Origin of the sequence: Listeria grayi, from assembly GCF_900638015.1 — a bacterium.
Lineage (GTDB): Bacteria > Bacillota > Bacilli > Lactobacillales > Listeriaceae > Listeria > Listeria grayi.
The window spans coordinates 454,110-476,025 of record NZ_LR134483.1 but is presented as its reverse complement, the minus strand read 5'-3'; the positions used below and the strand labels follow the sequence as shown (position 1 = coordinate 476,025).

Sequence of the window (21,916 nt, the reverse complement as noted above, 5' to 3'; positions counted from 1 at the left end):
GTCATCCTTCCTCGCTTGATTCTTCATTTTATTATACCTATCCAAGAATGCGCTTTCAATAATTTACATCGCTGACTAACCACATACTTTATGCTATAATCATACTACTTTTATGAGGGGGGGATATATCTATGATTGAAAAAGTAAGTATCCAAGCAAAGGCGAAGCAGGTCACTCATCATTATGAACCAAAAGAAATCGCCGTAATCAACGATATGTCAGTAAAACTGGCAAAATTCGAAGGGCCTTTTACATGGCACAAGCATGATGACTCCGATGAATTATTTCTAGTCATCAATGGTGAGTTGACGATTGAAATCGAAGGTCAATCTCCTGTCCATGCCAAAGAAAACGAATTGATCGTTATCCCTAAAGGCGTCAAACACCGCCCTAATCCGGATAAGGAAGTATTGGTCGCCCTACTCGAGCCAACTGATCTATTGAATACCGGCGATGTCACTAACGAGTTCACTGTGAAAAATATCGAAAAAATCTAACGCAACTGATCTGCTAAATAAAGCCCGCTTGCTGCCGCTTGACTCAGTGAGCTGGTTATTCCAGAACAATCACCGATCAAATACAGGTCGGTGATTGTTGTTTCAAACACAGCATTCGTTTCTAGTTTAGGTGTATAAAGCTTGCTGTCCATTCCATATACGACCGTATCCCCATTGATTGGCCGCTCCAGCAGCGTTTCCAATTGTTTGAGAAAGTCTGTTGTAGCTGTTACATATTCCGCGGGTATCTCCGCTGTTAAATCACTGAAATCAGCCTCTAATGTAGGCTCCACTTCTAGGTTATTTGCTTGAAAATGGTCGTCCAATTCTGTTAGCCGACCGGCAACGATTCGTTCTTCGCCTTGATTGATGCCTCCAACCACCTTTTGCAAATACGCATTTGCCGCTGTTGCCGTAGGGAAATATTTCGGATAAAACAGTGTGAAATTTAAATTCGTGCTTGCCCCGGCTTCACGATAATTTTGTCCATCTGGCATGACCAGCCCTTCCTGCCGTTTTCGGATCACATTCCCATGCCTATTCATACAATAAGTAAAAGTTTCCCCATATCGTAGTTTTATTTCCTTTGCTCCTTGCAACAGTTGATCCAACTGGTCACCCGGCATTTCCACGCGCAATCCCAGATCTAGTCTGGCAGGCGCAAATTCCAACTCCCAGTTTGCAGCTATTTCCTGCAGCCATGTATTTCCCGATCGCCCTGTAGCCACAACGATTTGCTTTGCTTGAATCACATCCTGCGATGCAAGCGTCAACGAAAACGAGCTCATTTCTTTTTGCAACATCGCAACCTCCGTATCAAAGCTGAAATCAAACTCCGCTTGCAAAGCTTGGAAAAATGCTGCAAAAACAGCAATCGAAGTTTCCCGTCCTAAGTGTTTGGTCATCGTCGTCAAAACAGAAAATCCTAGTTTTTCTGCCCTTTCCTGCCAATCCACATGACCAGTTATATACGGTTCCACTTTTTCCGCACCATAGCCATTCAGCAGCTGTTCCACCTTTGCTGCGTATCCTTGCGCTTGTTGCTCTCCGATTTTCTCAGCCAACTCCCCACCAAAATCGTTGGTGAAATTATACTTTCCTTCTGAGATCCCTAGTCCGCCGAAACCCATAAATGCAGCGTCTGGCTTATCGCTTTGCAGCCGCTCTGGAAGCGGTCTGCCTTTCTCGATGACGAGCACTTTTTTTCCGCTTCCTAAAAGTCCCAGCGCGGTAAAAACACCACTGACTCCAGCGCCAATAATGACGATATCATACATCCTGCTTCCCTCATTTCTCGACTCATTTAGCTTTATCATAGCGCATCTCACTCTTTTTCTAAAGCATTCTATGCGAAAAGCCAGTTATCTAATACAGATAACTGGCTTTTCGCTGTTTTCAACCAACCTTATTTACGAAGATCCTTCACCCAGCTAACAGCCTGGTTCATTGCTGCTCGTGTTGCTTTTGTTTGATCTAAGACATTCAGCATCACAAAATCATGGATGATGCCTCCATATCTTGCCGCTGTAACAGGTACGCCGGCTGCTCTTAATTTATCAGCATATGCTTCGCCTTCATCACGAAGCACATCCGCTTCGCCAGTCAAAACCAGCGCTTCGGGAAGTCCTTTTAATTCATCCAATGAAGCACGCAGGGGTGAGGCGGTAATTTCTGCGCGGTCTGATTCTGAAGTGGTATATTGATCCCAGAACCATTTCATACCTTCTCTATATAAGAAGTACCCTGTGGCAAATTCCTGATACGAATCTGTGTCAAAATTAGCATCGGTTACTGGATAGAACAATAATTGCCCACTTAATTTCGGACCATTATTTTGTTTAGCCAAGAGCGTCATCACAGTAGCCATGTTGCCGCCGACGCTATCTCCTGCTACGATCAAGTTATCTGTATCCCAGTTGCGTTCCTCGCCAAGTTCTTTTACTTTTTTCAAAACCTCAAAGTTTTGATGAATCGCGGTAGGATATTTTGCTTCTGGTGAAAGGGAATATTCTGGGAAAACAACCACAGAATTAGTGCGGTAAGCAAGTTCACGAATCAATTTATCATGTGTATGCGCGTTTCCGAACACCCAACCAGCACCGTGAATGTAAAAAATAACGGGTAGTTTTTCTGTCGTATCTTCCGGTTCTACAAAACGAACATTGATCTTACCAAGCTCACCCAGATCGACTTCCTTGTCTTCCAGTGTCGCCGGATATTTATGGATCTCTGAGCTTTGGACTTCATCGACTAATTTTCGTCCTTCTGCTGGTTCAAGTTCAAATAAAAATGGTGAACTTGAATTATCATCACTGAATTTTTGAGCTGCTTCTTCTAACCGTACTTTTTTGGACATGTTAATTCCCCCTATTATTTTAAGTTGCGCACAATTTAATTTTGCATAACTTAATTATACGACTTTTCGAATGAAAAGCAACTAGCTTGCTTCAAAAACTTTTCAATTAAAAAGAACTGCCTGGTTCTTTCAAGAAAACCAACTCGTCCGCAGTGGATCTCCTGCCTAAGATCTGGTTGCGGTGCGGGTATCTACCGAAGCGTAAGATAATATCCCGGTGCCGATGTTCAAACTCCAGATTTTGTTCCAGACCTGGTTCAGAAAAATATTTTACAGCCTCTTCATGAATAACGAGTGATTCAGCATGCATAAGCGGCATGTATAGAAACCCACGTTGCTCTGCAGGAAGCTTGACATTTTCCCCTGTCCGGATCGCCTCTTGCGCAAGTACTAGCGCCATACCGTCGCTTGCGAAAGAGCGTGGATCATTTCGATAGATATTTCGTGAAAATTGATCCAACACAATGATTTCTGCTAACCGGCCTTCGATCGTTTCTCGCCAGGAAAAACATTCTCCCCTCGCCGCTTGTTCTTGTAATTCCCCAAAGCGTGCCCGAATCTCCTCATCAAGCTTGTCGTCTTTCGCAAATCGCTGCTCTGGTGTTAATTCCTGAAACCAAAAATGCATCACTTCTGCTACTGTTACCATGCTGTCCACTCCTTCATCTAATTCGTTACTCTTCTCCTATACCCCAAAATAGTTTTTGCACACGCTAGACTTTTTTCGTTCGCAGCCCGTATAATGAGAGGTATCCCACATAAATCAGGAGGTCTTTATTATCATCATTACAGAAGAAACTCTGCCTATAGATGAATTTGTTGAAGAAACTGTTTATCAGCATTGCCATTTTTTATATGCCAATACATATGCAAGTGTTCAAAATGTTACTTTTATCGGTTGTACATTCGAGCAGCATGATTTTTCCGATTATACGTTTTTAGATTGCACTTTTCGAGGTATCGACTTCTCCAATCAAAAATTTGATCTTGCCAAGTTTTACCGCAATAAGCTGGAAAACTGTAAATTTTTAGGAACTAGCTTTTATAAAGCTGTTCTTGTCGACAATCACTTTAGCGATTGTGTCCTTGATTTCAGTAATTTTAGTGAAGCAAAATCGAAAAACAATCGTTTTACCGCTTGCCGCCTGCAAGAAAGCTACTGGCAGGAAGTTACGATCGAAAAAGGGACTATATTTGAAAACTCCGAGCTCGGTGCAATGGATTTTATCGGCACAAATCTAAAAGGAGTCGATTTTTCCTCCTCCAACCTTTCTGAACTGCGTATAGACAGCAAAAAAATGAGCGGGCTGATTATCTCTCCCGCTCAAGCAAGCTATCTGATTCAATTATTTGGTGTCAAAATCAAAGACTGACTCCTTATTCTGCATTTTTATCAAATGCCACATAGCCATTCCAGATCGGCACATGATTTTTCAAGGCTTCGATGTCGCCAACTTTCACACCCTTGGAATAATAACCATCGATCAATCCCAGTGCTTGAAAGACCGTTTGCTTATAAGCAATATCCGCGTTCCATTCCATCGTATCCAAGATCGACAGCGCTTTATGGATCGCGGTGATACCGTCTTCTCCGGGCGTATTGATGAGCACACCGTGACTGTTTAGCAAAAGCATGTGGGGTACTTCGACATTATCCGTTTGGATATAATCGCTTACCAATTTCGCCAGCTCTTCTGAACAGTTTGGCTCAAATGGAAGAACAGGAACATATTTCACTTTCTGAGTAGCCTCCGTCAAATTAGGTAGATCTAATCCGCTTGTTGCCCAAAACATCGCATTAGGAGCATGTGCATGTAAAACTGCCTTGATTTCTGGATTGGCATCATACACGGCTTCATGCATATTGATCTCTCTTGTCAAACTGCCGACGCCATCCACGATTTTTCGCGTATGTGGCTCAACCACAAGGATCTGTGCTGCACTCAATTCCCCCAAGTAAGCCTCTGACATCATTGTTGGCGTCATAATAATATATTCTTTTCCAGATTCATCTGTCGTTTTAAAGGAAAAATTCCCTCCGGCTACGTTTGTATTTTTTCGGCTGAAAATCAAATGTACGATTGCCGCTAGATCCGCACGTTCTCTCTCGAATATCATTCTTCCTACTGGCATAATTGATGACCTCCACTTTCAAATTTTATTTCGTTTTGCCATTCTTTCCACATATTCATTTCGCAGACGTTCTCTTCGTTTATAATATTTTTCAAATAATATCGGGCTTCCTTTTGAATAGATCAGAAGCGCTAATAAAATGACGATTAGATTCAAATAAAGCAGCTCTGTACGGAGTGCTACCAGAAACAGCAAGATCGCAAGCAGTAACAAGCCAGACCAAAAAAATCGTTTCATTTTCTTCACTCCTTATTTTGTTTCTTCTTTATAACGCTCGCTTGGTACAGGTAATTTATTCATGTATTTGTAAAGCACCACGAATAATCCGAGGAATAATACAGCTCCGATAATGGCAAGTACTCTACCATTGAATGCTTCGGCGAAAAGGATCCGTAACTCAGGACCTTCGATCGATGACCAAGTGATTTCTTGTCCGCGTTTGATTCCTTCAACTGCTCCTGTTTTATCTGCCAAACTTGTTAAGATCGGTGTAAAATAAGTAGCGCTATACACATAAAGTGGCATCGAGATCACACCGAGTACCAGCATGCGGTACAAATTTCCGCCTGTTAAAAGCAAGCCGCCTACTGCGATCGAATAATTGATGATTCCTGCAAGCGGCAACACAACATTGCCCGGCAGGATGATCGAATAGCCGATAAAAACGGGCACAAGCAGGATCGCAGTGACCCAAATTTCCGAACGACCTGCTAAAACAGGCCAATCTAGCCCAATAAAAACTTCGCGATCTTTGAATTTACGTTTCATAAATTCAGACATGGCATCTGCAAGCGGAGATAGCGACTGCATGAATAACTTGGAGATCATTGGAAACAGTGCCATCGCCGTTGCGATCTGTACCGCTAAATTGAGTGATTTGGAAACACCATATGCTGCTGCAAAACCAAGCAACAGACCAATAATAAATCCCATAACCGAGTTTTCCGAAAAAATACCGATTTTCTTTTTCAATGCATTCGTATCCGCTTTTTTATTAAAGAACGGAATCTGATCCAATACCCAGTTGAACGGCATCAGCAAAACAGCTGAGATGTTCATGATGTGTGTGACGGTAACCAATGGGATCCCCGTCAGATCTTGGATATGACGCTGAAACATATCCCCCATTTTGAGTTCCAAGATAACTTGTACCGTAGCTGTCAAAAAGCCTGCTGTCAAACTTCCGCTTACAAAAAAGACCAGATATGCAGTGAGCGCTTTCCCCCATACATTCCACATATCGACATTAAGTGTCTTCGTCCAATTGAAAACTAGCATCACAAAGTTCACGATAAGCACGACTGCAAAGAAGAAAAAGGCATAGGACCAAGCCCACGTAATACTTGCTGCACCAGTCCATCCTAGATCAAGCGCCGGGAGGTTGATGCCGGTATTTTTCGCGAGTGCCTCTGAAGCCGGGCTTACTGCATTTGACATAAAACCGATCAGCATGGACATCCCGGTAAAAGCGATCCCTAGTGTAAGCGCTGACATAAATGCTTTTTTGAAAGGCATTCGCGCAATAAGACCAAGAATCAAAATGATAAGCGGGACGAAAACTGCTGAACCTAGACCGAGCACATAATTGATAACCGTTTTGAATACTTCCATCCTTTTTTCACCTAGCTTTCTATTAGATTGTTTCTTACCTTAAAAAGCATTACCGCCCTTGCGTTGCTTCGACGATTCCTTCATAAATTTGATCCATCCCCATTCCAGTAAGAAAAGGGATCCCGCCGAATACCGGGATGTTCAGTTCCTTTGCCTTATCAAGCACTTCTGCATCTGGCTGCGCGATATAGACATAAATACTTGCAGACGGCAATTCATTCATGATCGATTTGTAATCGACTGCTTCTACTGGGTAATCGATCCCATCCGTTTCAAACTTACTTTTGATTTTTTCAGCAATCGTGGTACTTGTTGCGACACCACTACCGCACGCTACAATCAATCTTTTCGCCATTTTGGTTTCCTCCTAATTATTCAAATTTTCCATGATCAACTGATATACTTGCTCCGCATTATCCATCTGTTTGTACTGTGCTACAAATTCTTCCTGCATAAATAGATCCATTAGTGCTTGCAGCAGTCCAACTTGTTCTGCTGGGTCTTTGATCCCGAGGAAAAAGAAATCTCGCGCCTCCATACATTGATTGTCACCCATCTGTTTGACCGTCACCGACTCTTCCAATCTGACAAGATATACAAAAGGTGTTTCAATATGCACGGTATCGCAATGTGGTAGGGCAATGTTCAAATACTTCGTTATCAGTCCTGTCGGGAACGCCGCCTCTCTATCCATTAATCCTGCTAAATAACTGTCTTTCACAAGTCCTTTTGCCAATAATTCTTTTGCTACCTGCTTGAAAAGCTGTGTTTCGTCTTCCGCTGTCCAATGAAAAGCAATCAAATCTTTGCGAAACATATGTTGATAAGCCATTCCGAATCCTCCCTTCTGCTAAAGCTCCTTTTGTAAGGGTTTACATATGACCTCAAAAAAATTCGCTTTATGTTCATCTTTGTTTGTTTTTGTTTTACAATGTAATAATAATCGTGATTATAGCATTTGTCAATATCTATTTTTTAAGCGTTTACTTTTTTATTTTGTTGCTATATAATAAAGCAGACAAGTCGAACAAAATCGAACATTTTTGAAGAAAGCGGGATGATCTCATGTTAAAAAAAGAAAGACAGTTGAACATATTAGAATTGCTCGACGAACATCGTTTTTTGACCAATAAAGAATTAGCACAAAAACTAAACGTTTCCGAAATGACCGTCCGCCGCGATATTGATGAACTCAGCAAATATAAAAAATTGATTCGCGTATACGGTGGCGTTGAAAAATTAAAATCCAAAGGAAAAGAATTATCGACGAAGGAAAAAATCGATCAACATATTGAAGAGAAAAAACAGATCGGCAAAATCATGAACAGCTTGATCCAAGAAGATACCACCATTTATTTAGGCGCCGGTACTACGATCTATTACGCATTACCAGAATTAAAAAAAGAAAAGCTATTTGTGATTACAAATAGTCTGATCTGCTTCCAATATTTGATTGAACACACCGATTATAAAGTCATGCTGACTGGCGGCTATTTCAACAAAACGACCGAGGAATTTATCGGCGAAGTAGCGGAACAATCTTTCGCTAATTTCAACATCCACGTTGCTTTTATCGCAACAAATGGTATCTTCAACAACAATATCACGACATCATCGCCGCAAGAAGGTTCGATCCAAAAGAAAGTTATGGAAAATTCGCTAACGAAAGTATTGGTTGCCGATCATTCCAAATTCAACGTAGCCGACACTTATACATTCGAACACCTCGCTAATCTCGATTATGTGATCACTGACGATAAACTAATGCCACAGATCGAGGATCACTACGCAGCTTACACAAAAATCATCAAGGAGGAATTTTAAATGATATTGACGATAACCTTGAATCCTTCGTTGGATTACATTTATTTGACTGATACTTTACAATTAAATGCCTTGAATAAAGTGGCTGCTCCCACCAAGTCGATCGGTGGAAAAGGCATCAACACTTCAAGAACCTGTGCTACATTAGGCTCCGAAGTTATTTCTACTGGATTTTTAGGCGGGGATACGGGCAAGTTAGTAGCGAAGATCCTGGAAAAAGAAACCTTCCAGCGCGATTATTTGCCAATCGACGGGGAAACCAGAAACGCGATCACCGTGATGCACGACAACGATGACCACACGGAGATCGTAGAGGCTGGTGTTTATGTGACCGCAGAAAAAGAAGCCGAGATCATCGCTAAAGCCATCCAAATCTACCAAGCGAATCCCGCGATTCGCGTCATATGCCTTGGGGGTTCAGCCAATACGGACAACCATGCGATCTACACAAATATCCTTCATTCACTTGAACAGATCGTTTCTCCAGATGTTTGTGTCCTAGCCGATATTTCCGGTCCTTTTTTGACACATGCCCTTCATCATACTCCGCTCCCTTATTTCATTAAGCCAAATATTCTTGAATTTTCCCAATTGATCGGGCAAACATTGACGACCAAACATGAAGTCGCTGCCGCCCTGCGTGAAAATCATTTTGACATGCCTTTCGTGATGATCTCTTGCGGAAAAGATGGTGCCGTCGTATATTATCAGGACAAAATTTACGATCTAAGTGTCCCGGCGATCAACCTTGTCAATCCGACCGGTTCCGGCGATGCAACTGTAGGAGGGATCGCTTACGGATTGGATCATGATCTCCCGTTAGAAGAAATGCTGCGTTTAGCCATGGCATGTGGTGTGTCAAATGCATTGCATGAAGAAACCGGATTTGTCACTATCCCAGAAGTAGAAGAATTAATGCCGCAGATCGGCATCAAACAACTTTAAACTTTTTTATTAAGACTGACAGGATGTTGTCATATTAAAAGTGTTACGCTATGAAAGTAAATATTTTTAATATGAGTTATGGAGGTATAAGCATGGACAAACAATCATTACATTTAGAAAAAGATATTGAGGTGCTTCAATCCATTGTAAGAGAGATGGCCGCATCAATGAGTGGGGAACAAAGCACTCGACATTGGGCAGAGGACGCGATTTGGTTCGATATTGGTGCTACTGCATCAAAAGGGGTAACACCTGCATATAAAGAATTCGATGAAGCTTTCTCCAATCTAGCATCATGTGACGTTACTATTAAAGAAATGGACGTACTTATCACGGAAAGAATGGGAATCGTTTGTACCATTCAAAGCTGGGATCTGATTACCAAAAAAGACAACGAAAAAAGCAATCTCCTTGTTCGACAAACAGATTGTTTTGAAAAGCAAAATGGCGAATGGAAACTGATACATCAGCATTCCTCTACTCCCGCTGGTGGAGAATGGGACGGAAAATACGTGTTGTAAGCATTAAAAAGCCCTGTGCATTTGTACAGGGCTTTTTAACATCATTTTTTGGAGCGAGTGTCTGGTTTCAAAAGCAGTGTCGCATATCCGACTAATGCAGCACCAAAAAATAATGTTTCGTATCCTATCCAGCTTGCCACTATCCCCGAAACGGCTGCGCCAATAGCCTGTCCAAAGGCAAGTAGAAAAAACGGTATCCCCAAACCAAATGAAGGATTATCTTGAAACACCGAGATCCCCCAGACCAACAAAACTCCCGACATAAAAATATACGCACTTCCAAACAGCATCGGCGAAAGAAGCCCAAGAAAGTTATTCAGAGCAGGAATACTCAACAACAAAGAAGCAGTTGAAAGCGCAACGATCGACATAATGTATGCCATCGTGATCCCGAACTTATGGATAAAGATCCCAACCGTTCCTCCCAATATTCCTGTTGCCCCAATAATCACCCAAAACCATTTTCCCACATAAACAGAAACAGTATCGACGTGCAACATAAAATCACGTGAAAATAGCCAATAGGCAGAACAGGAAAAACCGATGACTAGCGCGGCAATTCCTAATTTGACAGCATGTCCTCGCTCTTTTTTAGATAGTTTCAGCCTTAGCTGGTGCTTAGTCTTCTCCTGTTTGGGCGTAACTTTATAATTCACAGCTGTTACCAAAATAGCGATTCCCATAAACAATACATAGGCTCCCCGCCAATTATCTACTAGCCAAATCGCTGTCAATCCTGCCAAAGCAGTTCCAATACTTGTCCCCGAATTGATCCAGGAATTCACTTGATTTTGCTTACTTTTTTCTATTTGACTGTCAACGATATCCGCATACGGCGGTGACGAAAATCCAGTACTCAATCCTGCTAAAAACACTCCCGTCCCTAATAGAACCGCATTAAACGAACCTGCGATCAACCCCAGCCCAGTAATAGCCGAAATCCCCGCAATCATTAAAATCGTTCGCGGCGGCCATTTATTAGCGACAACCATCGCCGTAACAATTGCCAGACAATACGCTATATAGGATAAAGCCGAAACAATCCCGCTCGTTGCTTGGTTCATATGCAACGTTTGATTTATGCCTGGAAGCAACAACCCATAACTAAACCGTGAAAGCCCATAAGTGACTGCGATCATTGGCAATCCAGCTATTACTAAAACTTTACTTTTCATATCAACACCTCTTTATATAGAACGTTCATTATAATAAAACTAAAAAATGATATGCAGCCTTCCATTAAGAAGAAAGCTGCATTTTCTTCGCTAGCATCAATGCGGTTGCTTTTACTGTTTCTATATCTAGTACTTGTGCCATTGAAGTTATTCCTTCCAAGATCATCACTGCCTCTATACTAAATGAGGAAGAAGCATGAAAAAATGCCTGATCTGCAGCAATTTTGGCCAAAAGTCGTTTTTTATGATCGGTAGATAAAGCAACGATTTCTTCATTCACACCCGAATATTCTTGTTTTGCTCGTAAAAACATACAGCCATTCGCTGCTTCTTGATCGATCCATTCGATATGAGCGTTTATCAACGAATCCAAATAGCGTCCGGCGCCATTTTTACGATCGATTTTCTCTTCTAATAATTGCAGATACTTCGCTTCTCGGCGAACTAACACTTCTTTGATCAATTCTTCCTTCGATTGAAAATGGTAATACATCGTCATCGAAGCGACTTGTGCTTGCTCTAATATATTTTTTACACCAACGGCATGAAACCCATGTTGATAAAACAACGAGGTGGCTGTTTGAATCAGTGCTTCCTTTTTCAGTGATTTTTTCATTCCATCCTCTCCTTTATATAGAACGACCATTATAAATAATTTAACATGTCTATTGACAGAAAGCAACTTGCTTTTTTAAAGTGCAGCTCGTATAAATGCCACGGATTCCTCTAGTGTCAGTGCTTCTCCAAGGAACTTTTCTCCCGCTTCCCCCAACCAATCCGCGGGCAACCACCATTTTTCAAGTTCTGCGATTCCAAAATCAGCCGCTTTCCCTTTCATCTTGTGACGTCTTACCGTTTCTGGAAAAGAAATATCACAATAATAAACTGCCGCCTCATCCTTGAAAAGCGTGATTAGCTCATGAAGCATGTCGCCATATTTGTGTTTAGCAAGAATCCCCTCCACAATCACATAGGCATAGTTCGCTCTCCCGTACTCTGCCAAATGACGAATCAGCTCGATGCTTGCGTTGCCGGCTGTATCTTTTACCGCCAGCATCTCCCGCCGAATCACGTCCTGCGAAAGAAGCAACGCTCCTGTTCCTAAATTTTTTTGTAATGCTTTTGCGATCGTAGTTTTACCGCTGCCGGAATTTCCTCGAATAATAATTAGTTTTGCTGTCATTCTTTCTACTCCTTTCTCCAATTAGGAGATATGTTTTTAAATAAATAGACAGGGTAAACATGAACAAAGTAGCTTGGAGGCATCCTTCCAAGCCCAATAGTTTCATCCTTTATGATACGTTAATTTACGAAAAGCTAATTCATTTGTTCATTTTCGTAAACATAAATAAATATTTGAAACTTATTTGTAATATATGTATTTACTTTGTCATCAAGACGTGTTATATTTTCTATAGAAGCAAATTTAGGAGGTCTTTACTTATGAAATCTTTAAAAATCGTGGCCGTTGCGCTTTTAACAACTATCCTTATTCTCCCAACTGCATTTCAAAATACGGCTACTGCTGCTACCACAACGCAGAAACAAACTGCCGTGAAAAAAACGAAAACGACAAATAAAGCAGTGAAAAATCTGCATTTTAATAAGAAAACAAAGAAATTCACTGGAACAGCCAAAGCTAATCAACAACTCTACATCTGCTCGCCAGCTGATAAAAATTTCGGTGAAGGTGTCGTAAAAGCTAATAAAAAAGGACATTTCACAGCCGAATGGGCAACTGTTCCCGATAAAATCTATGTTTATCCTTTCAATAAAGAAGGGCGTATCAGTAAAAAAATCACTTATATTGTCCATAAATAAGATTTAACAAAAAGCGTAATTTTCCTAGGAAAATTACGCTTTTTTATTAAGCTGGATAGATAGTTTAATAATAAAGTGATCTTTCACACCGACAAGTTCGCTGCAATAGTCCTCGTGATAAATGGGACCGATTGTTGCCAAAGGCCGGATATTTTTAATAAACTCCGGTATACAAGATGTAACTTCTTCATTCTTAAGAATTTTAAATAAACAGAGATACTCTCCTGCCGGTTTAACATAATTGCTTCGTTTCTTTTCAACTCGCTGAAAAAAATTTGTAGCCTTGGTTACCGCTTCTTTTTCCACATCCGTCCAATTTTCAAACAAAAGACCATATTGATAGCCATAATGGAGGAAATTGTAAGAGTCAGATGGCAACGCTTGTCTTGGCAGAACTTGATAGTATTCGTCTTTTACCAGTTGTTCATGAAAAAGCACATTTGGTCCTTTAGCTTTGAACACAGCGAAGCGTTCACTCATAAACTCAATACCAGCATAGATTCGCTGTAATTCTGTGATTTTTTCTTGAATTGCTTGTTTTTGATTCGTGAGTATTTCTTCTTTGTCTGCCGTCTCCTGATCCCGGAAAAGGGCGGCGATTTCTTTTAAAGACAAACCGATTGTTTGATAAAGTTTAATAGCACTGACTACGTCAAATTGATATAGCGTATAATAGCGGTAGCCATTTTCATCTACTCTGGTCGGTTTTAAAAGATCGATCTTATCATAATGAAAGAGCGTTTTTTTTGTAATATTACAAAGTCTGGCAAAATCCCCAGTCGTATATTCTATTTTCACCTTTTTCACCCCTTGACCATAACCCTAGGTTATACTTTATAACTAGTATAACGGTACAAGGAGGTGAATACAAGATGGATTTTCTATCTAATAATACAATACGCAAAAATTTATTTTTCTTTTCTCTGCCAATTATTTTTAGTCTGATAACCGAACAGCTTTACAATGTGGTCGACATGATTATTGTCGGACAGTTTTTAGGAGGAAAAGCTCTTGCTTCTGTGGGTAATGCTGGGAATATCATGCTGCTTTTCATCTTTATTTGCGGCGGGATCGAACTGGCAGTTTCAGTCATTTTTTCAAGATTCATAGGCGAGAAAAATGAAAAAAAAATTGCTGAAGGAACGATCACTATAATGAAATTGGGGGTTTCTCTAGGGGGGCTATTGGCTTTACTTGGACTATTTATTATGCCGTTTACGCTGGAATGGATACGAGTCCCCGCTGATTTGCTCGCTTCAACCAAACTATATTGTTCTATTTATTTATTAGGGCTCCCTTTCATCTACTTATATATATTGTCACGGGCGATATTAACCTGTTTAGGTTATGCTAAGCATAGCTTTTACATGGTATTGGCATCTTCCGTCTTAAACCTGCTTTTCAATTTGCTGAGTGTGGGCGTCCTAGGAATGGGAGTAGCTGGTAGTGCAGTAAGTACCGTCGTCGCTCAAATTATCTTTATGACTGTCAGCATATTCTTTCTCTATAAAAAACTTCAATCCAATTCGTTTTTCAGGTGGAAGGCGCCAATCGATTTTTCTTTATTAAAATCGGTTGCCATTAATGGGCTACCTTCTATTTTTCAACAATTCGTAATTACTTTAGCTTCCCTTCTTCTACAATCATTTGTTAATCCGTTCGGCTATGAGATTATCATTGGCTACCTGGCTGTTACGAGAGTCGTCAATTTAAGCAGGGTTGTTGTGTCTGGCTTTTCCCATGCATTTTCCTTTTTCTCTGCTCAAATGTTAGTTCAAAACAGATATAAAGAGCTCAAGGCAGGCTATAGCTTCATTACTAAAATCTCTATCGGCTTTACACTGCTTTCATCAGCTGTGCTGTTACTCTTTTCGAAAACGTTCTGTCAATTCTTCTTCAAAATTGCAGATAATCCAGAAGGCTATGACTTTTTCAATCTTTATATGCAAATAGCGGTTCCTATTTCTTTCTTAACAGTTTTTAAATTTATGAACGAAAGTATTTTGCGAAGTGCTATGGAGATGAGAGAATATCTGATCTGCAATATCGGCGATTTAGCCATCCGGATCATTTCTACGTATGGATTGATCATGCTTATCGGTACCTATGCTTTCCCAATCGGGGAATTAGCAGCCCGCATTGTTTCTTTTTTACTATCGCTGTATTTCTTATATCGATTGCTGCATCAAAACGAAAAGCAGACGCTGACAGAAAACTAAAACGAGTAAAGGAGTATTTATGATGAAAATTCTTATTACAACTTTAAACGAAGTAGATATACCAGCCCTCTGGGTAATTGAAAATGCGGCGATGACCTTAAAAGAAGCCCCTTTTTTGATAAAGGATGTTGGATACGATTCTTATAAAGCAGGACTGCTTGCTAAAGATGTGTTAGTGGCTCGCGATGACAATGATGAAATCCTTGGTTCCTTGGTCTTTTCTCCAGCCGGACGACTAAGCGTGCAAAAGCATCATTGGCAGTTCGGTATGAGCGTGGCACCTAAGGCACAAGGTAAGGGAGTAGGCAGACTACTGATCGAGGCGCTGTTGCGACAAGGCAAACCGGCAGGAATCAAAAAAATATCCATGCGAGTAATGGGGACTAATCCAAATGCCATCGCTTTTTACAAGCATTTGGGGTTTACGGAAGAAGCGCATTATCGCTTGGAGTTTTGGATCGATGGAGAATGGGTGGATGATTATCAGTTTGCTTATTATTATGATGTTTGAAAACAGGTGCTAATAACGTAAAGCCAGTTTATAAGGCTGCACTAGCTTAAAAGATGTTTACATGAGAGCTACGTTAACGCATCGCTCTCTTTTTAAATCCAAAGACTGCACATGTATAATTTTTCTTCTTGAATAGTATAAAGTCATGTACCTCCGGGAAATGCATCACGTTCTTCGGCATGCTTTTTGGGTTTGGCGCGAACTCTGCTTTTTGTACTCTGTGCTGCTTGTAGATCATTGCAACCGCCCTCAGGATAATCGCTACTACTGCAGCCAACCAAATGATTTTGTCATGTTTTATCCCTCATCCCGGATTTGCTTTTCTTTTATTATATTATTAAAAAAAGAAGCTGATGCATAAAACAAACCTAGTTTTATGCATTAGCTTTTCCTTTTTTATCCCTCACAACACACATCTACAAAATACTGCATCAACCGCTCATCCTCCGTCAACTCTGGATGAAAAGCTGTCACTAGCACATTGCCCTCACGTGCTGCAACGATTTTACCATCTACATGCGCTAACACTTCTACTTCTTCCCCCGGCTCAAGCAGATAAGGTGCTCGAATGAATACAGCTCGAAATGGTTCTTTTCCTAAGGCGTCTATGGCAAGATCGGCTTCAAAGCTGTCCTTTTGTCTGCCAAAGCCATTGCGCATGGAGGTATAGTGGCTAAATCCCAGACTTTCTTCGCCGCCTTCGATCGCAGTTGCCGAGAGAACCATCCCAGCGCAAGTTCCGAAGATGCCTTTTCCGGCTTTATGGAAAGCTTTTAAAGGTTCCATAAAATCGTAGCGCAGAATGAGTTTACGAATGGCCGTACTTTCGCCGCCGGGGATTATCAATCCCGCTAGTTCATTTAGTTGTTCGGGTTTCTTCACAGTTACCGGGCTATTACCGGTTTTACGAATCATTTCTACATGTTCGCTTATAGCACCCTGCAATGCTAATACACCAATTTTTTTCATTTTACCAGCCCCGTTCTTGCATGCGTTCTTCTGGTGATAAATGGCTGATTTCGATTCCTTTCATGGCTGCGCCAAGTTCTTTAGATAGATTTCCGATCAGTTCATAATCATCATAATAAGTGGTTGCTTGAACGATCGCGTTTGCGAATTTAGCTGGATTATCCGATTTGAAGATCCCTGAACCAACGAATACGCCGTCAGCGCCAAGTTCCATCATTAAAGCTGCATCAGCTGGTGTCGCAACGCCGCCTGCTGCAAAATTGACCACTGGCAGCTTGCCAAGTGTTTTGATTTCCTTGATCAATTCATATGGTGCGCCTAGATTTTTGGCTGCTGTCATCAATTCATCGTCGTTCATGCCTTTGATCTGGCTGATTTGGCTATTCACGCGGCGCATATGTCTAACTGCTTCCACGATATTTCCCGTTCCCGGTTCGCCCTTTGTTCGCAACATTGCAGCTCCCTCGCCAATTCGGCGCAATGCTTCTCCTAAATCACGACAGCCGCATACAAATGGCACGGTGAAATTGCTTTTAAGCAGATGATATTCTTCGTCTGCTGGGGTCAGAACTTCGCTTTCATCGATATAGTCGACGCCCATTGCTTCTAGGATACGTGCTTCGGTAATGTGGCCGATACGTGCTTTAGCCATAACCGGGATCGATACGGCGTTCATTACTTCTTCTACGATACGTGGATCAGCCATTCTTGCAACGCCACCGGCTGCGCGGATATCAGAGGGTACGCGTTCCAGCGCCATAACGGCTACAGCTCCTGCTTCTTCAGCGATTTTCGCTTGTTCGGCGTTGATGACGTCCATGATAACCCCGCCTTTTTGCATTTGCGCCATTCCTCGTTTTACTCGCTCTGTTCCAGTTGTTTTTTCCAAATTAAACTCCTCCAGTTCGTGATTTGTATTCTTTATCTCTCTATGATATGCTAGAAAATAATTTACCAAAACAGCCAATTGGATGTTGTTTTTACCATCCAATTTTCAAAGGAGTAAAGACATGTGGCATTTAGAGTCAAAATCGGACTTGCCGCTTTACGGGCAGATCATCCAGTTGATTGAGAGAAAAATCGAAAATGGCGAACTATTGCCGGGGGAAAAACTGCCGGCGGAAAGAAAGCTAGCACAGTTGCTTGGGGTCAATCGCTCAACGATCGTGCGGGCACTCGACGAACTGGCAGCAAGTGGGAAATTGGTTCGGACGCAAGGAAGCGGTACACATGTAAATGAAGAAAAATGGGGGGTACTCACTACGGGGAAAACCAATTGGCGGCACTATGTCGACCAGGGCGGTTTTCATGCCGAAGATCCTTATATTCGAGATGTACATGCGCTTGCACTTCATGATTCAAAACAAGCGATCGACCTTGCAACTGGAGAATTGCCTGTGGAGCTGATGCCGCAAATCGAAACGCCTAGTCTTTCCTGGCAATCTTTTTTAGCAGAAGAATCGCAACACGATATACTCGGGTATTCACCACTGCGCCACACGATCCAAAAGCAAATGGCCGCAGCAGCTGGTATCAAAACGAATGCTGATCAGATTTTGATAACCTCGGGCGCTCAGCAGGCCATTTTTCTGATTACACAATGTCTACTTGCTCCCGGCGATGCGATCGCGATCGAGTCGCCTTCTTATTTTTATTCGCTTTCCCTTTTCCAATCAGCAGGACTGCGCATTTTTGCGCTACCGATGGATGAAGATGGTGTGATCATTTCAGATCTAGAAAAATTGTATCGCAAACACCGTATCAAAATGGTTTTTGTAAATCCGACTTTTCAAAACCCGACCGGTCTGCTTATGCCAGATAAGCGCCGGGCGCAACTGATTGAATGTTGTGCTGCACTTAAAATACCGATTGTGGAAGATGATCCTTTTGGTCCTCTCCTTGATTATTCGGACCAAGCGGTCACACCACTTAAAAAGCTGGACCCGGATAATGTACTTTACATCGGTTCACTTTCCAAAGTAATGGGCTCCAACACTCGAATCGGCTGGCTGGACGGACCTCCTGCTGTTGTCAACCGGCTGGCAGAAGCGCGTCAGGAAATGGACTTTGGATTAAGTATTTTCCCGCAGATCTTGGCCAATTATGTCTTGCAAACCGATTCGTTCCAGCAGCATTTAGACTTTTTACGGATCGAACTGCTCAAAAGGCGCGATCTGCTGATTGCGGCGTTAGAGCGTCACTTACCGGGCAAACTTGATTATCTTGTTCCTGAAGGTGGCTTCCATTTATATGTCAAACTTCCTGTAGCAACGATGCGAAAAAGTTTGTTCCCCTTTTTTCTCGATAAAAAACTGCTTGTGATGCCAAGTACGACTTTTGGAGAAAAGGCTCCCGCTGTTCGCTTGACCTTTGCCAGAATAACAGAAAAAACCGCCGAGCAAGCGGCGGTGATCTTGAAAGATATCTTGGATAGTAATTAGTTTTCTCCATACTGATGCAGGTCTATTCCAACTAGAATCGTATTCGCAGATTCTAGCACTGTCTATCTTAATTTTAGGAATATACCCTAATTCTTCTGATCGTTGTTTAATTTTTTCCCTATGTTGTTTCTTTATAAGGAGTATATCCATCGAAACTTTTCCAGTTCCATCGTTGATTACTATGAATCCTACTCGCATACACAGCCACATACTCATCCAAAACCTCTTCAAATGCCTTCGTTCCTGAAATAAATTCATTGATTTTCTTCGTATTCGGCTCTGGGATCTTCTTCGCTTTATTTCTTTTAAAGAAATCCTTCGCACTCTTGATTGAGCCAAACTTCTTCAATCTCGCAAGTCGATTTATTCCACCTGCTACCCCGATAACACCCATCACGCCTGTTACGGCATTGGTATAACCCCTTGTTCATAAGGTTCTAACATGCTTTGATACGTCACTAACTTTGTTGTTTCTAATGGATCAGCTAGAAAAGAAGTCGCTAGGCTTCCTAATCCTTTTACCGTTTTAATAGGATGGAAAAACACATCTAAAATACTGGTTGCCGTGACTTTCATGCCTGCTCCGATTTGCCTTGCTTTTTTCTATCATAATTCCGATAATCTTTTTCAATTCGGGAAGCATGGCGCTGCTCCATTTGTAGTAGTTGTTCCATTTTCTTGGCAATCTTGGCAAGTTCATGCCCTTCCAAATCCTGTAACTTTCTTATTTTCTGTTTGAGTTCCCTATCTAAATCTTCCAGCATCTGTTTATTATGCGTCTGATTGGCTTTCATATCCGGTTTATCATCTAAAATCGAAAACATACTTCTGGGTGGCGCATGAGAAGCGAACACGCTATAACTAAGGTCGTGCAGCGCTTGCTCCTCTGATTTTGCCACGTTTCGTAAATAGCTTGGATTAATGATACTCGGTCGATTCGGATAGATCTCGCCGTCAATACTACGAAAATCTTCCATGTAACTCGATAAATATGTAAAAAGTTTTTCCACCGCAACCGTTTCCCGGTCGACCGTGTCACGATGACCGCCATATGCAATATTCATTGCCTTCGCTAGTTTCCCGTCTTGTTGTTGGATCTCTCGCTGTAATTTTGCTAGTGAACTATCCAATGTTTTTAGGGACTGTTTCATTTTATAAAGCGCTCGAACCGCTTCTTCCATTTCTCCCATAATAACTTTAAATTCCACTATTTTCCACCGCCTAGTTGTTTGTCTTGTTGGATCACGCTCTGCACGGTTTTCTTACTTGTTTGGATATCTTTCTGTAAACGATTTAAGCTCCACGTATGGATCGTCTTCTCCATCTCACGCTGGACTTCGGTATAACGTACGATAAAGTCAGGGGATTTCATGTGTTCTACTTTAGTGAGTATTTTTTCTATCTGTTTCATTTTGGTTTGAAAAGTATCTAGGGCATGTTCGGCACGTTTTAATTCTTGCAGGACTTCTCCTGCTGTCCATTTGATCTCTTGCGCCATATCAGAAGTCCTCCCTTAATTGCGCTGCTTTCTCGTTGCAAAGGGAGATCATGCTTCCTAATACGCTTTCGATATTTATCAGTATATTTTCCAAGGTATCGATTTCTCTGTGGTTTTCGTCGACTAATTGCTTACGCCTTCGACCCACAGCAGACTTTGCTTCTTCCAATACTGCCCTTCTTGCATTTATGGTGCTTTTTAGCTGTGTTTTGTAACTCCCATGTGTTCATCTCCTTGTTGTCTGTTCTATCACAGTATAACAAATTTTATAAAAGAAAGACGAGAATTTATATAGAAGAAGAAATATCTAACAAAATTGTGCTATAATAAGTCTTATTTAATAAGCGAGGAAAAAAATGAAAAGAAAGTTATGGAAAATCTCCGCTTGGGTGATTGGAATCTTACTGGGACTTGTGTTATTGATCTTCATCGCTTTTCAAGTATCGCCAAGACCAGGCGCACTGATCATCAATCGTATGTTTGCAGCAGAAGTCCAGATCAAGGATAAGCCAATCTATAAGCAAGCGAAGAAAAACATTATTGTGGAATCGAATCGCAAGTATCTTTCTAAATTCAAGCAAAATGAGTATGATGTTTATTATCCGAAAAATGTCAAAAAACCGGTACCCGTCATAATCTGGCTGCATGGCGGCGGGTATGTCGGTGGCGATAAATCGGGGATGCGAGAATATGCGACTCGAATAGCTTCGGATGCTAAAGTTGCTGTTGTAGCAATGAATTATGAGCATGCTCCCGCCTCCCAGTATCCAAATCAAGTCCATCAGGTAGATGAATTGATCCAAACATTACTGAAGAACAAAGCGAAAGATACTCGGCTGGATTTGAGCCGTATTTTCTTCGGTGGTGATAGCGCCGGCTCTCAGATCGCCTTGCAATATGCCACGATTCAAACAAATGACAGCTATGCGAAACAGATGGATATGAAGCAGTCGATCCCGAGAGGACATATCAAAGGTACTATTTCCTACTGTGGTCCTGTCGATTTAAAACAAACTGCCTTGCAGCATTCCAACAGCAAATTTATGAAATTTTTTGTTACCACCGTTGCATGGTCGCTGATCGGAACAAAAGATTGGAAAGAAAGCGATAAACTGCAGGAAGCAAGTCTAGTGGCGCATGTAAATAAAGATTTTCCGCCAACTTATATCACCGACGGCAATACCTACTCCTTCCAAGAACAAGGGCATGCTTTAGCAGACCGATTGAAAAAACTTGATGTTCCAGTGGCGCAGTTATTTTATACCTCAGCCAACAAGGAAATAACCCATGAATATCAATTTGATTATGCGACCAAAGAAGCTAAGAAATGTTATCAGGAAACATTGCAGTTTGTGAATAGGTATAAAAAATAGCAGCTTGGTGCTAAAAAAGAAC

General features: G+C 41.5%; 29 protein-coding genes. 10 read left to right on the top strand and 19 right to left on the bottom strand.

The window, feature by feature from the left end:
- The first annotated feature begins 131 nt into the window (after positions 1-131).
- Positions 132-497: a cupin domain-containing protein gene (locus EL241_RS02275; protein WP_052009038.1), complete on the top strand. Its 366-nt coding sequence runs from the start codon at positions 132-134 to the stop codon at positions 495-497.
- On the opposite strand, the gene EL241_RS02270 is transcribed toward EL241_RS02275, so the two are convergent.
- From EL241_RS02270 to EL241_RS02260, 3 genes are all read right to left on the bottom strand, one after another.
- Positions 494-1,813 (bottom strand): FAD-dependent oxidoreductase, encoded by a 1,320-nt coding sequence (locus tag EL241_RS02270; RefSeq protein ID WP_232020845.1) that lies wholly within the window; start codon positions 1,811-1,813, stop codon positions 494-496. The genes EL241_RS02275 and EL241_RS02270 overlap by 4 nt on opposite strands.
- Positions 1,814-1,902: 89 nt before the next feature.
- Positions 1,903-2,853: an alpha/beta hydrolase gene (locus EL241_RS02265; protein WP_003757584.1), complete on the bottom strand. Its 951-nt coding sequence runs from the start codon at positions 2,851-2,853 to the stop codon at positions 1,903-1,905.
- Between the two features lie 106 nt (positions 2,854-2,959).
- Complete coding sequence (locus EL241_RS02260; protein ID WP_036103187.1) at positions 2,960-3,502, bottom strand: DUF924 family protein; 543 nt, start codon at positions 3,500-3,502, stop codon at positions 2,960-2,962.
- A 109-nt stretch (positions 3,503-3,611) separates the two neighbouring features.
- Between EL241_RS02260 and EL241_RS13875 the strand changes: the two genes are divergently transcribed.
- Complete coding sequence (locus EL241_RS13875; protein WP_077912677.1) at positions 3,612-4,226, top strand: pentapeptide repeat-containing protein; 615 nt, start codon at positions 3,612-3,614, stop codon at positions 4,224-4,226.
- Positions 4,227-4,230: 4 nt separating this feature from the next.
- On the opposite strand, the gene EL241_RS02250 is transcribed toward EL241_RS13875, so the two are convergent.
- Genes EL241_RS02250 through EL241_RS02230 form a run of 5 tightly spaced genes read right to left on the bottom strand, consistent with a single transcriptional unit; the run spans position 4,231 to position 7,429 of the window.
- Positions 4,231-4,986 carry a class II aldolase/adducin family protein gene (locus EL241_RS02250; RefSeq protein ID WP_036103183.1) on the bottom strand — a complete coding sequence of 252 codons (756 nt, stop codon included), beginning with the start codon at positions 4,984-4,986 and terminating at the stop codon, positions 4,231-4,233.
- An 18-nt stretch (positions 4,987-5,004) separates the two neighbouring features.
- Positions 5,005-5,223, bottom strand: a complete 219-nt coding sequence (locus tag EL241_RS02245; protein WP_036103181.1) for a hypothetical protein — start codon at positions 5,221-5,223, stop codon at positions 5,005-5,007.
- A gap of 12 nt (positions 5,224-5,235) precedes the next feature.
- Positions 5,236-6,597 carry a PTS galactitol transporter subunit IIC gene (locus EL241_RS02240; protein WP_036103178.1) on the bottom strand — a complete coding sequence of 454 codons (1,362 nt, stop codon included), beginning with the start codon at positions 6,595-6,597 and terminating at the stop codon, positions 5,236-5,238.
- 49 nt (positions 6,598-6,646) lie between these two features.
- Entirely contained in the window at positions 6,647-6,952 is a 306-nt protein-coding gene (locus EL241_RS02235) for a PTS sugar transporter subunit IIB (RefSeq protein ID WP_036103175.1), read from the bottom strand.
- Between the two features lie 12 nt (positions 6,953-6,964).
- Complete coding sequence (locus EL241_RS02230) at positions 6,965-7,429, bottom strand: PTS sugar transporter subunit IIA (protein WP_036103172.1); 465 nt, start codon at positions 7,427-7,429, stop codon at positions 6,965-6,967.
- Positions 7,430-7,662: 233 nt separating this feature from the next.
- Here EL241_RS02230 and EL241_RS02225 point away from each other — a divergent pair, with 233 nt between their 5' ends.
- From EL241_RS02225 to EL241_RS02215, 3 genes are all read left to right on the top strand, one after another.
- Entirely contained in the window at positions 7,663-8,421 is a 759-nt protein-coding gene (locus EL241_RS02225) for a DeoR/GlpR family DNA-binding transcription regulator (RefSeq protein ID WP_036103169.1), read from the top strand.
- Positions 8,422-9,366 (top strand): 1-phosphofructokinase family hexose kinase, encoded by a 945-nt coding sequence (locus EL241_RS02220; protein WP_126320313.1) that lies wholly within the window; start codon positions 8,422-8,424, stop codon positions 9,364-9,366.
- Positions 9,367-9,458: 92 nt separating this feature from the next.
- Positions 9,459-9,887, top strand: a complete 429-nt coding sequence (locus tag EL241_RS02215; protein ID WP_036108258.1) for a YybH family protein — start codon at positions 9,459-9,461, stop codon at positions 9,885-9,887.
- Positions 9,888-9,928: 41 nt separating this feature from the next.
- On the opposite strand, the gene EL241_RS02210 is transcribed toward EL241_RS02215, so the two are convergent.
- The 3 genes from EL241_RS02210 to EL241_RS02200 all read right to left on the bottom strand — a co-directional run bounded on the left by EL241_RS02210 (position 9,929) and on the right by EL241_RS02200 (position 12,245).
- Positions 9,929-11,062, bottom strand: coding sequence for an MFS transporter (locus EL241_RS02210; protein WP_036108261.1), 1,134 nt, complete (start codon positions 11,060-11,062; stop codon positions 9,929-9,931).
- A 64-nt stretch (positions 11,063-11,126) separates the two neighbouring features.
- A complete protein-coding gene (locus tag EL241_RS02205; RefSeq protein WP_036108264.1) occupies positions 11,127-11,678 on the bottom strand; it encodes a TetR/AcrR family transcriptional regulator in 552 nt (183 codons plus the stop codon).
- 75 nt (positions 11,679-11,753) lie between these two features.
- On the bottom strand, positions 11,754-12,245 hold the full coding sequence (locus tag EL241_RS02200) for an AAA family ATPase (RefSeq protein ID WP_036108267.1): 492 nt from the start codon (positions 12,243-12,245) through the stop codon (positions 11,754-11,756).
- A 260-nt stretch (positions 12,246-12,505) separates the two neighbouring features.
- On the opposite strand from EL241_RS02200, the gene EL241_RS02195 reads away from it, so the two are divergent.
- Positions 12,506-12,883 carry a hypothetical protein gene (locus EL241_RS02195; RefSeq protein ID WP_126320312.1) on the top strand — a complete coding sequence of 126 codons (378 nt, stop codon included), beginning with the start codon at positions 12,506-12,508 and terminating at the stop codon, positions 12,881-12,883.
- A gap of 33 nt (positions 12,884-12,916) precedes the next feature.
- On the opposite strand, the gene EL241_RS02190 is transcribed toward EL241_RS02195, so the two are convergent.
- Entirely contained in the window at positions 12,917-13,681 is a 765-nt protein-coding gene (locus EL241_RS02190; RefSeq protein WP_170166137.1) for a MerR family DNA-binding transcriptional regulator, read from the bottom strand.
- Positions 13,682-13,755: 74 nt separating this feature from the next.
- Here EL241_RS02190 and EL241_RS02185 point away from each other — a divergent pair, with 74 nt between their 5' ends.
- Together EL241_RS02185 and EL241_RS02180 are read left to right on the top strand one after the other, a co-directional pair.
- Complete coding sequence (locus tag EL241_RS02185) at positions 13,756-15,102, top strand: MATE family efflux transporter (RefSeq protein ID WP_126320310.1); 1,347 nt, start codon at positions 13,756-13,758, stop codon at positions 15,100-15,102.
- A 22-nt stretch (positions 15,103-15,124) separates the two neighbouring features.
- The gene (locus EL241_RS02180; RefSeq protein WP_036108273.1) at positions 15,125-15,613 is read left to right on the top strand and encodes a GNAT family N-acetyltransferase; all 489 of its coding nucleotides are present in this window, start codon (positions 15,125-15,127) and stop codon (positions 15,611-15,613) included.
- A gap of 396 nt (positions 15,614-16,009) precedes the next feature.
- Here the strand turns inward: EL241_RS02180 and pdxT are convergent, their stop codons facing one another.
- Together pdxT and pdxS are read right to left on the bottom strand one after the other, a co-directional pair.
- Positions 16,010-16,582 carry a pyridoxal 5'-phosphate synthase glutaminase subunit PdxT gene (gene pdxT / locus EL241_RS02175; protein ID WP_036108275.1) on the bottom strand — a complete coding sequence of 191 codons (573 nt, stop codon included), beginning with the start codon at positions 16,580-16,582 and terminating at the stop codon, positions 16,010-16,012.
- Between the two features lies 1 nt (position 16,583).
- Positions 16,584-17,471 (bottom strand): pyridoxal 5'-phosphate synthase lyase subunit PdxS, encoded by an 888-nt coding sequence (gene pdxS, locus EL241_RS02170; protein ID WP_036108277.1) that lies wholly within the window; start codon positions 17,469-17,471, stop codon positions 16,584-16,586.
- Between the two features lie 121 nt (positions 17,472-17,592).
- Between pdxS and EL241_RS02165 the strand changes: the two genes are divergently transcribed.
- Complete coding sequence (locus EL241_RS02165; RefSeq protein WP_036108279.1) at positions 17,593-19,023, top strand: aminotransferase-like domain-containing protein; 1,431 nt, start codon at positions 17,593-17,595, stop codon at positions 19,021-19,023.
- 118 nt (positions 19,024-19,141) lie between these two features.
- Here EL241_RS02165 and EL241_RS02160 read toward each other — a convergent pair whose 3' ends face one another.
- Genes EL241_RS02160 through EL241_RS13600 form a run of 5 tightly spaced genes read right to left on the bottom strand, consistent with a single transcriptional unit; the run spans position 19,142 to position 20,690 of the window.
- A complete protein-coding gene (locus EL241_RS02160) occupies positions 19,142-19,417 on the bottom strand; it encodes a hypothetical protein (RefSeq protein WP_036108282.1) in 276 nt (91 codons plus the stop codon).
- A gap of 8 nt (positions 19,418-19,425) precedes the next feature.
- Positions 19,426-19,599, bottom strand: a complete 174-nt coding sequence (locus EL241_RS13605) for a hypothetical protein (RefSeq protein WP_159099871.1) — start codon at positions 19,597-19,599, stop codon at positions 19,426-19,428.
- Positions 19,596-20,231, bottom strand: a complete 636-nt coding sequence (locus EL241_RS02155) for a hypothetical protein (RefSeq protein WP_036108285.1) — start codon at positions 20,229-20,231, stop codon at positions 19,596-19,598. Before EL241_RS02155 ends, EL241_RS13605 begins: the two co-directional genes overlap by 4 nt.
- Positions 20,231-20,521 (bottom strand): DUF5344 family protein, encoded by a 291-nt coding sequence (locus EL241_RS02150; protein WP_036108289.1) that lies wholly within the window; start codon positions 20,519-20,521, stop codon positions 20,231-20,233. Before EL241_RS02150 ends, EL241_RS02155 begins: the two co-directional genes overlap by 1 nt.
- A 1-nt stretch (position 20,522) precedes the next feature.
- Positions 20,523-20,690, bottom strand: a complete 168-nt coding sequence (locus EL241_RS13600) for a hypothetical protein (protein WP_170166136.1) — start codon at positions 20,688-20,690, stop codon at positions 20,523-20,525.
- Positions 20,691-20,877: 187 nt separating this feature from the next.
- Between EL241_RS13600 and EL241_RS02145 the strand changes: the two genes are divergently transcribed.
- Complete coding sequence (locus tag EL241_RS02145) at positions 20,878-21,894, top strand: alpha/beta hydrolase (RefSeq protein WP_036108292.1); 1,017 nt, start codon at positions 20,878-20,880, stop codon at positions 21,892-21,894.
- Positions 21,895-21,916: the final 22 nt, after the last annotated feature.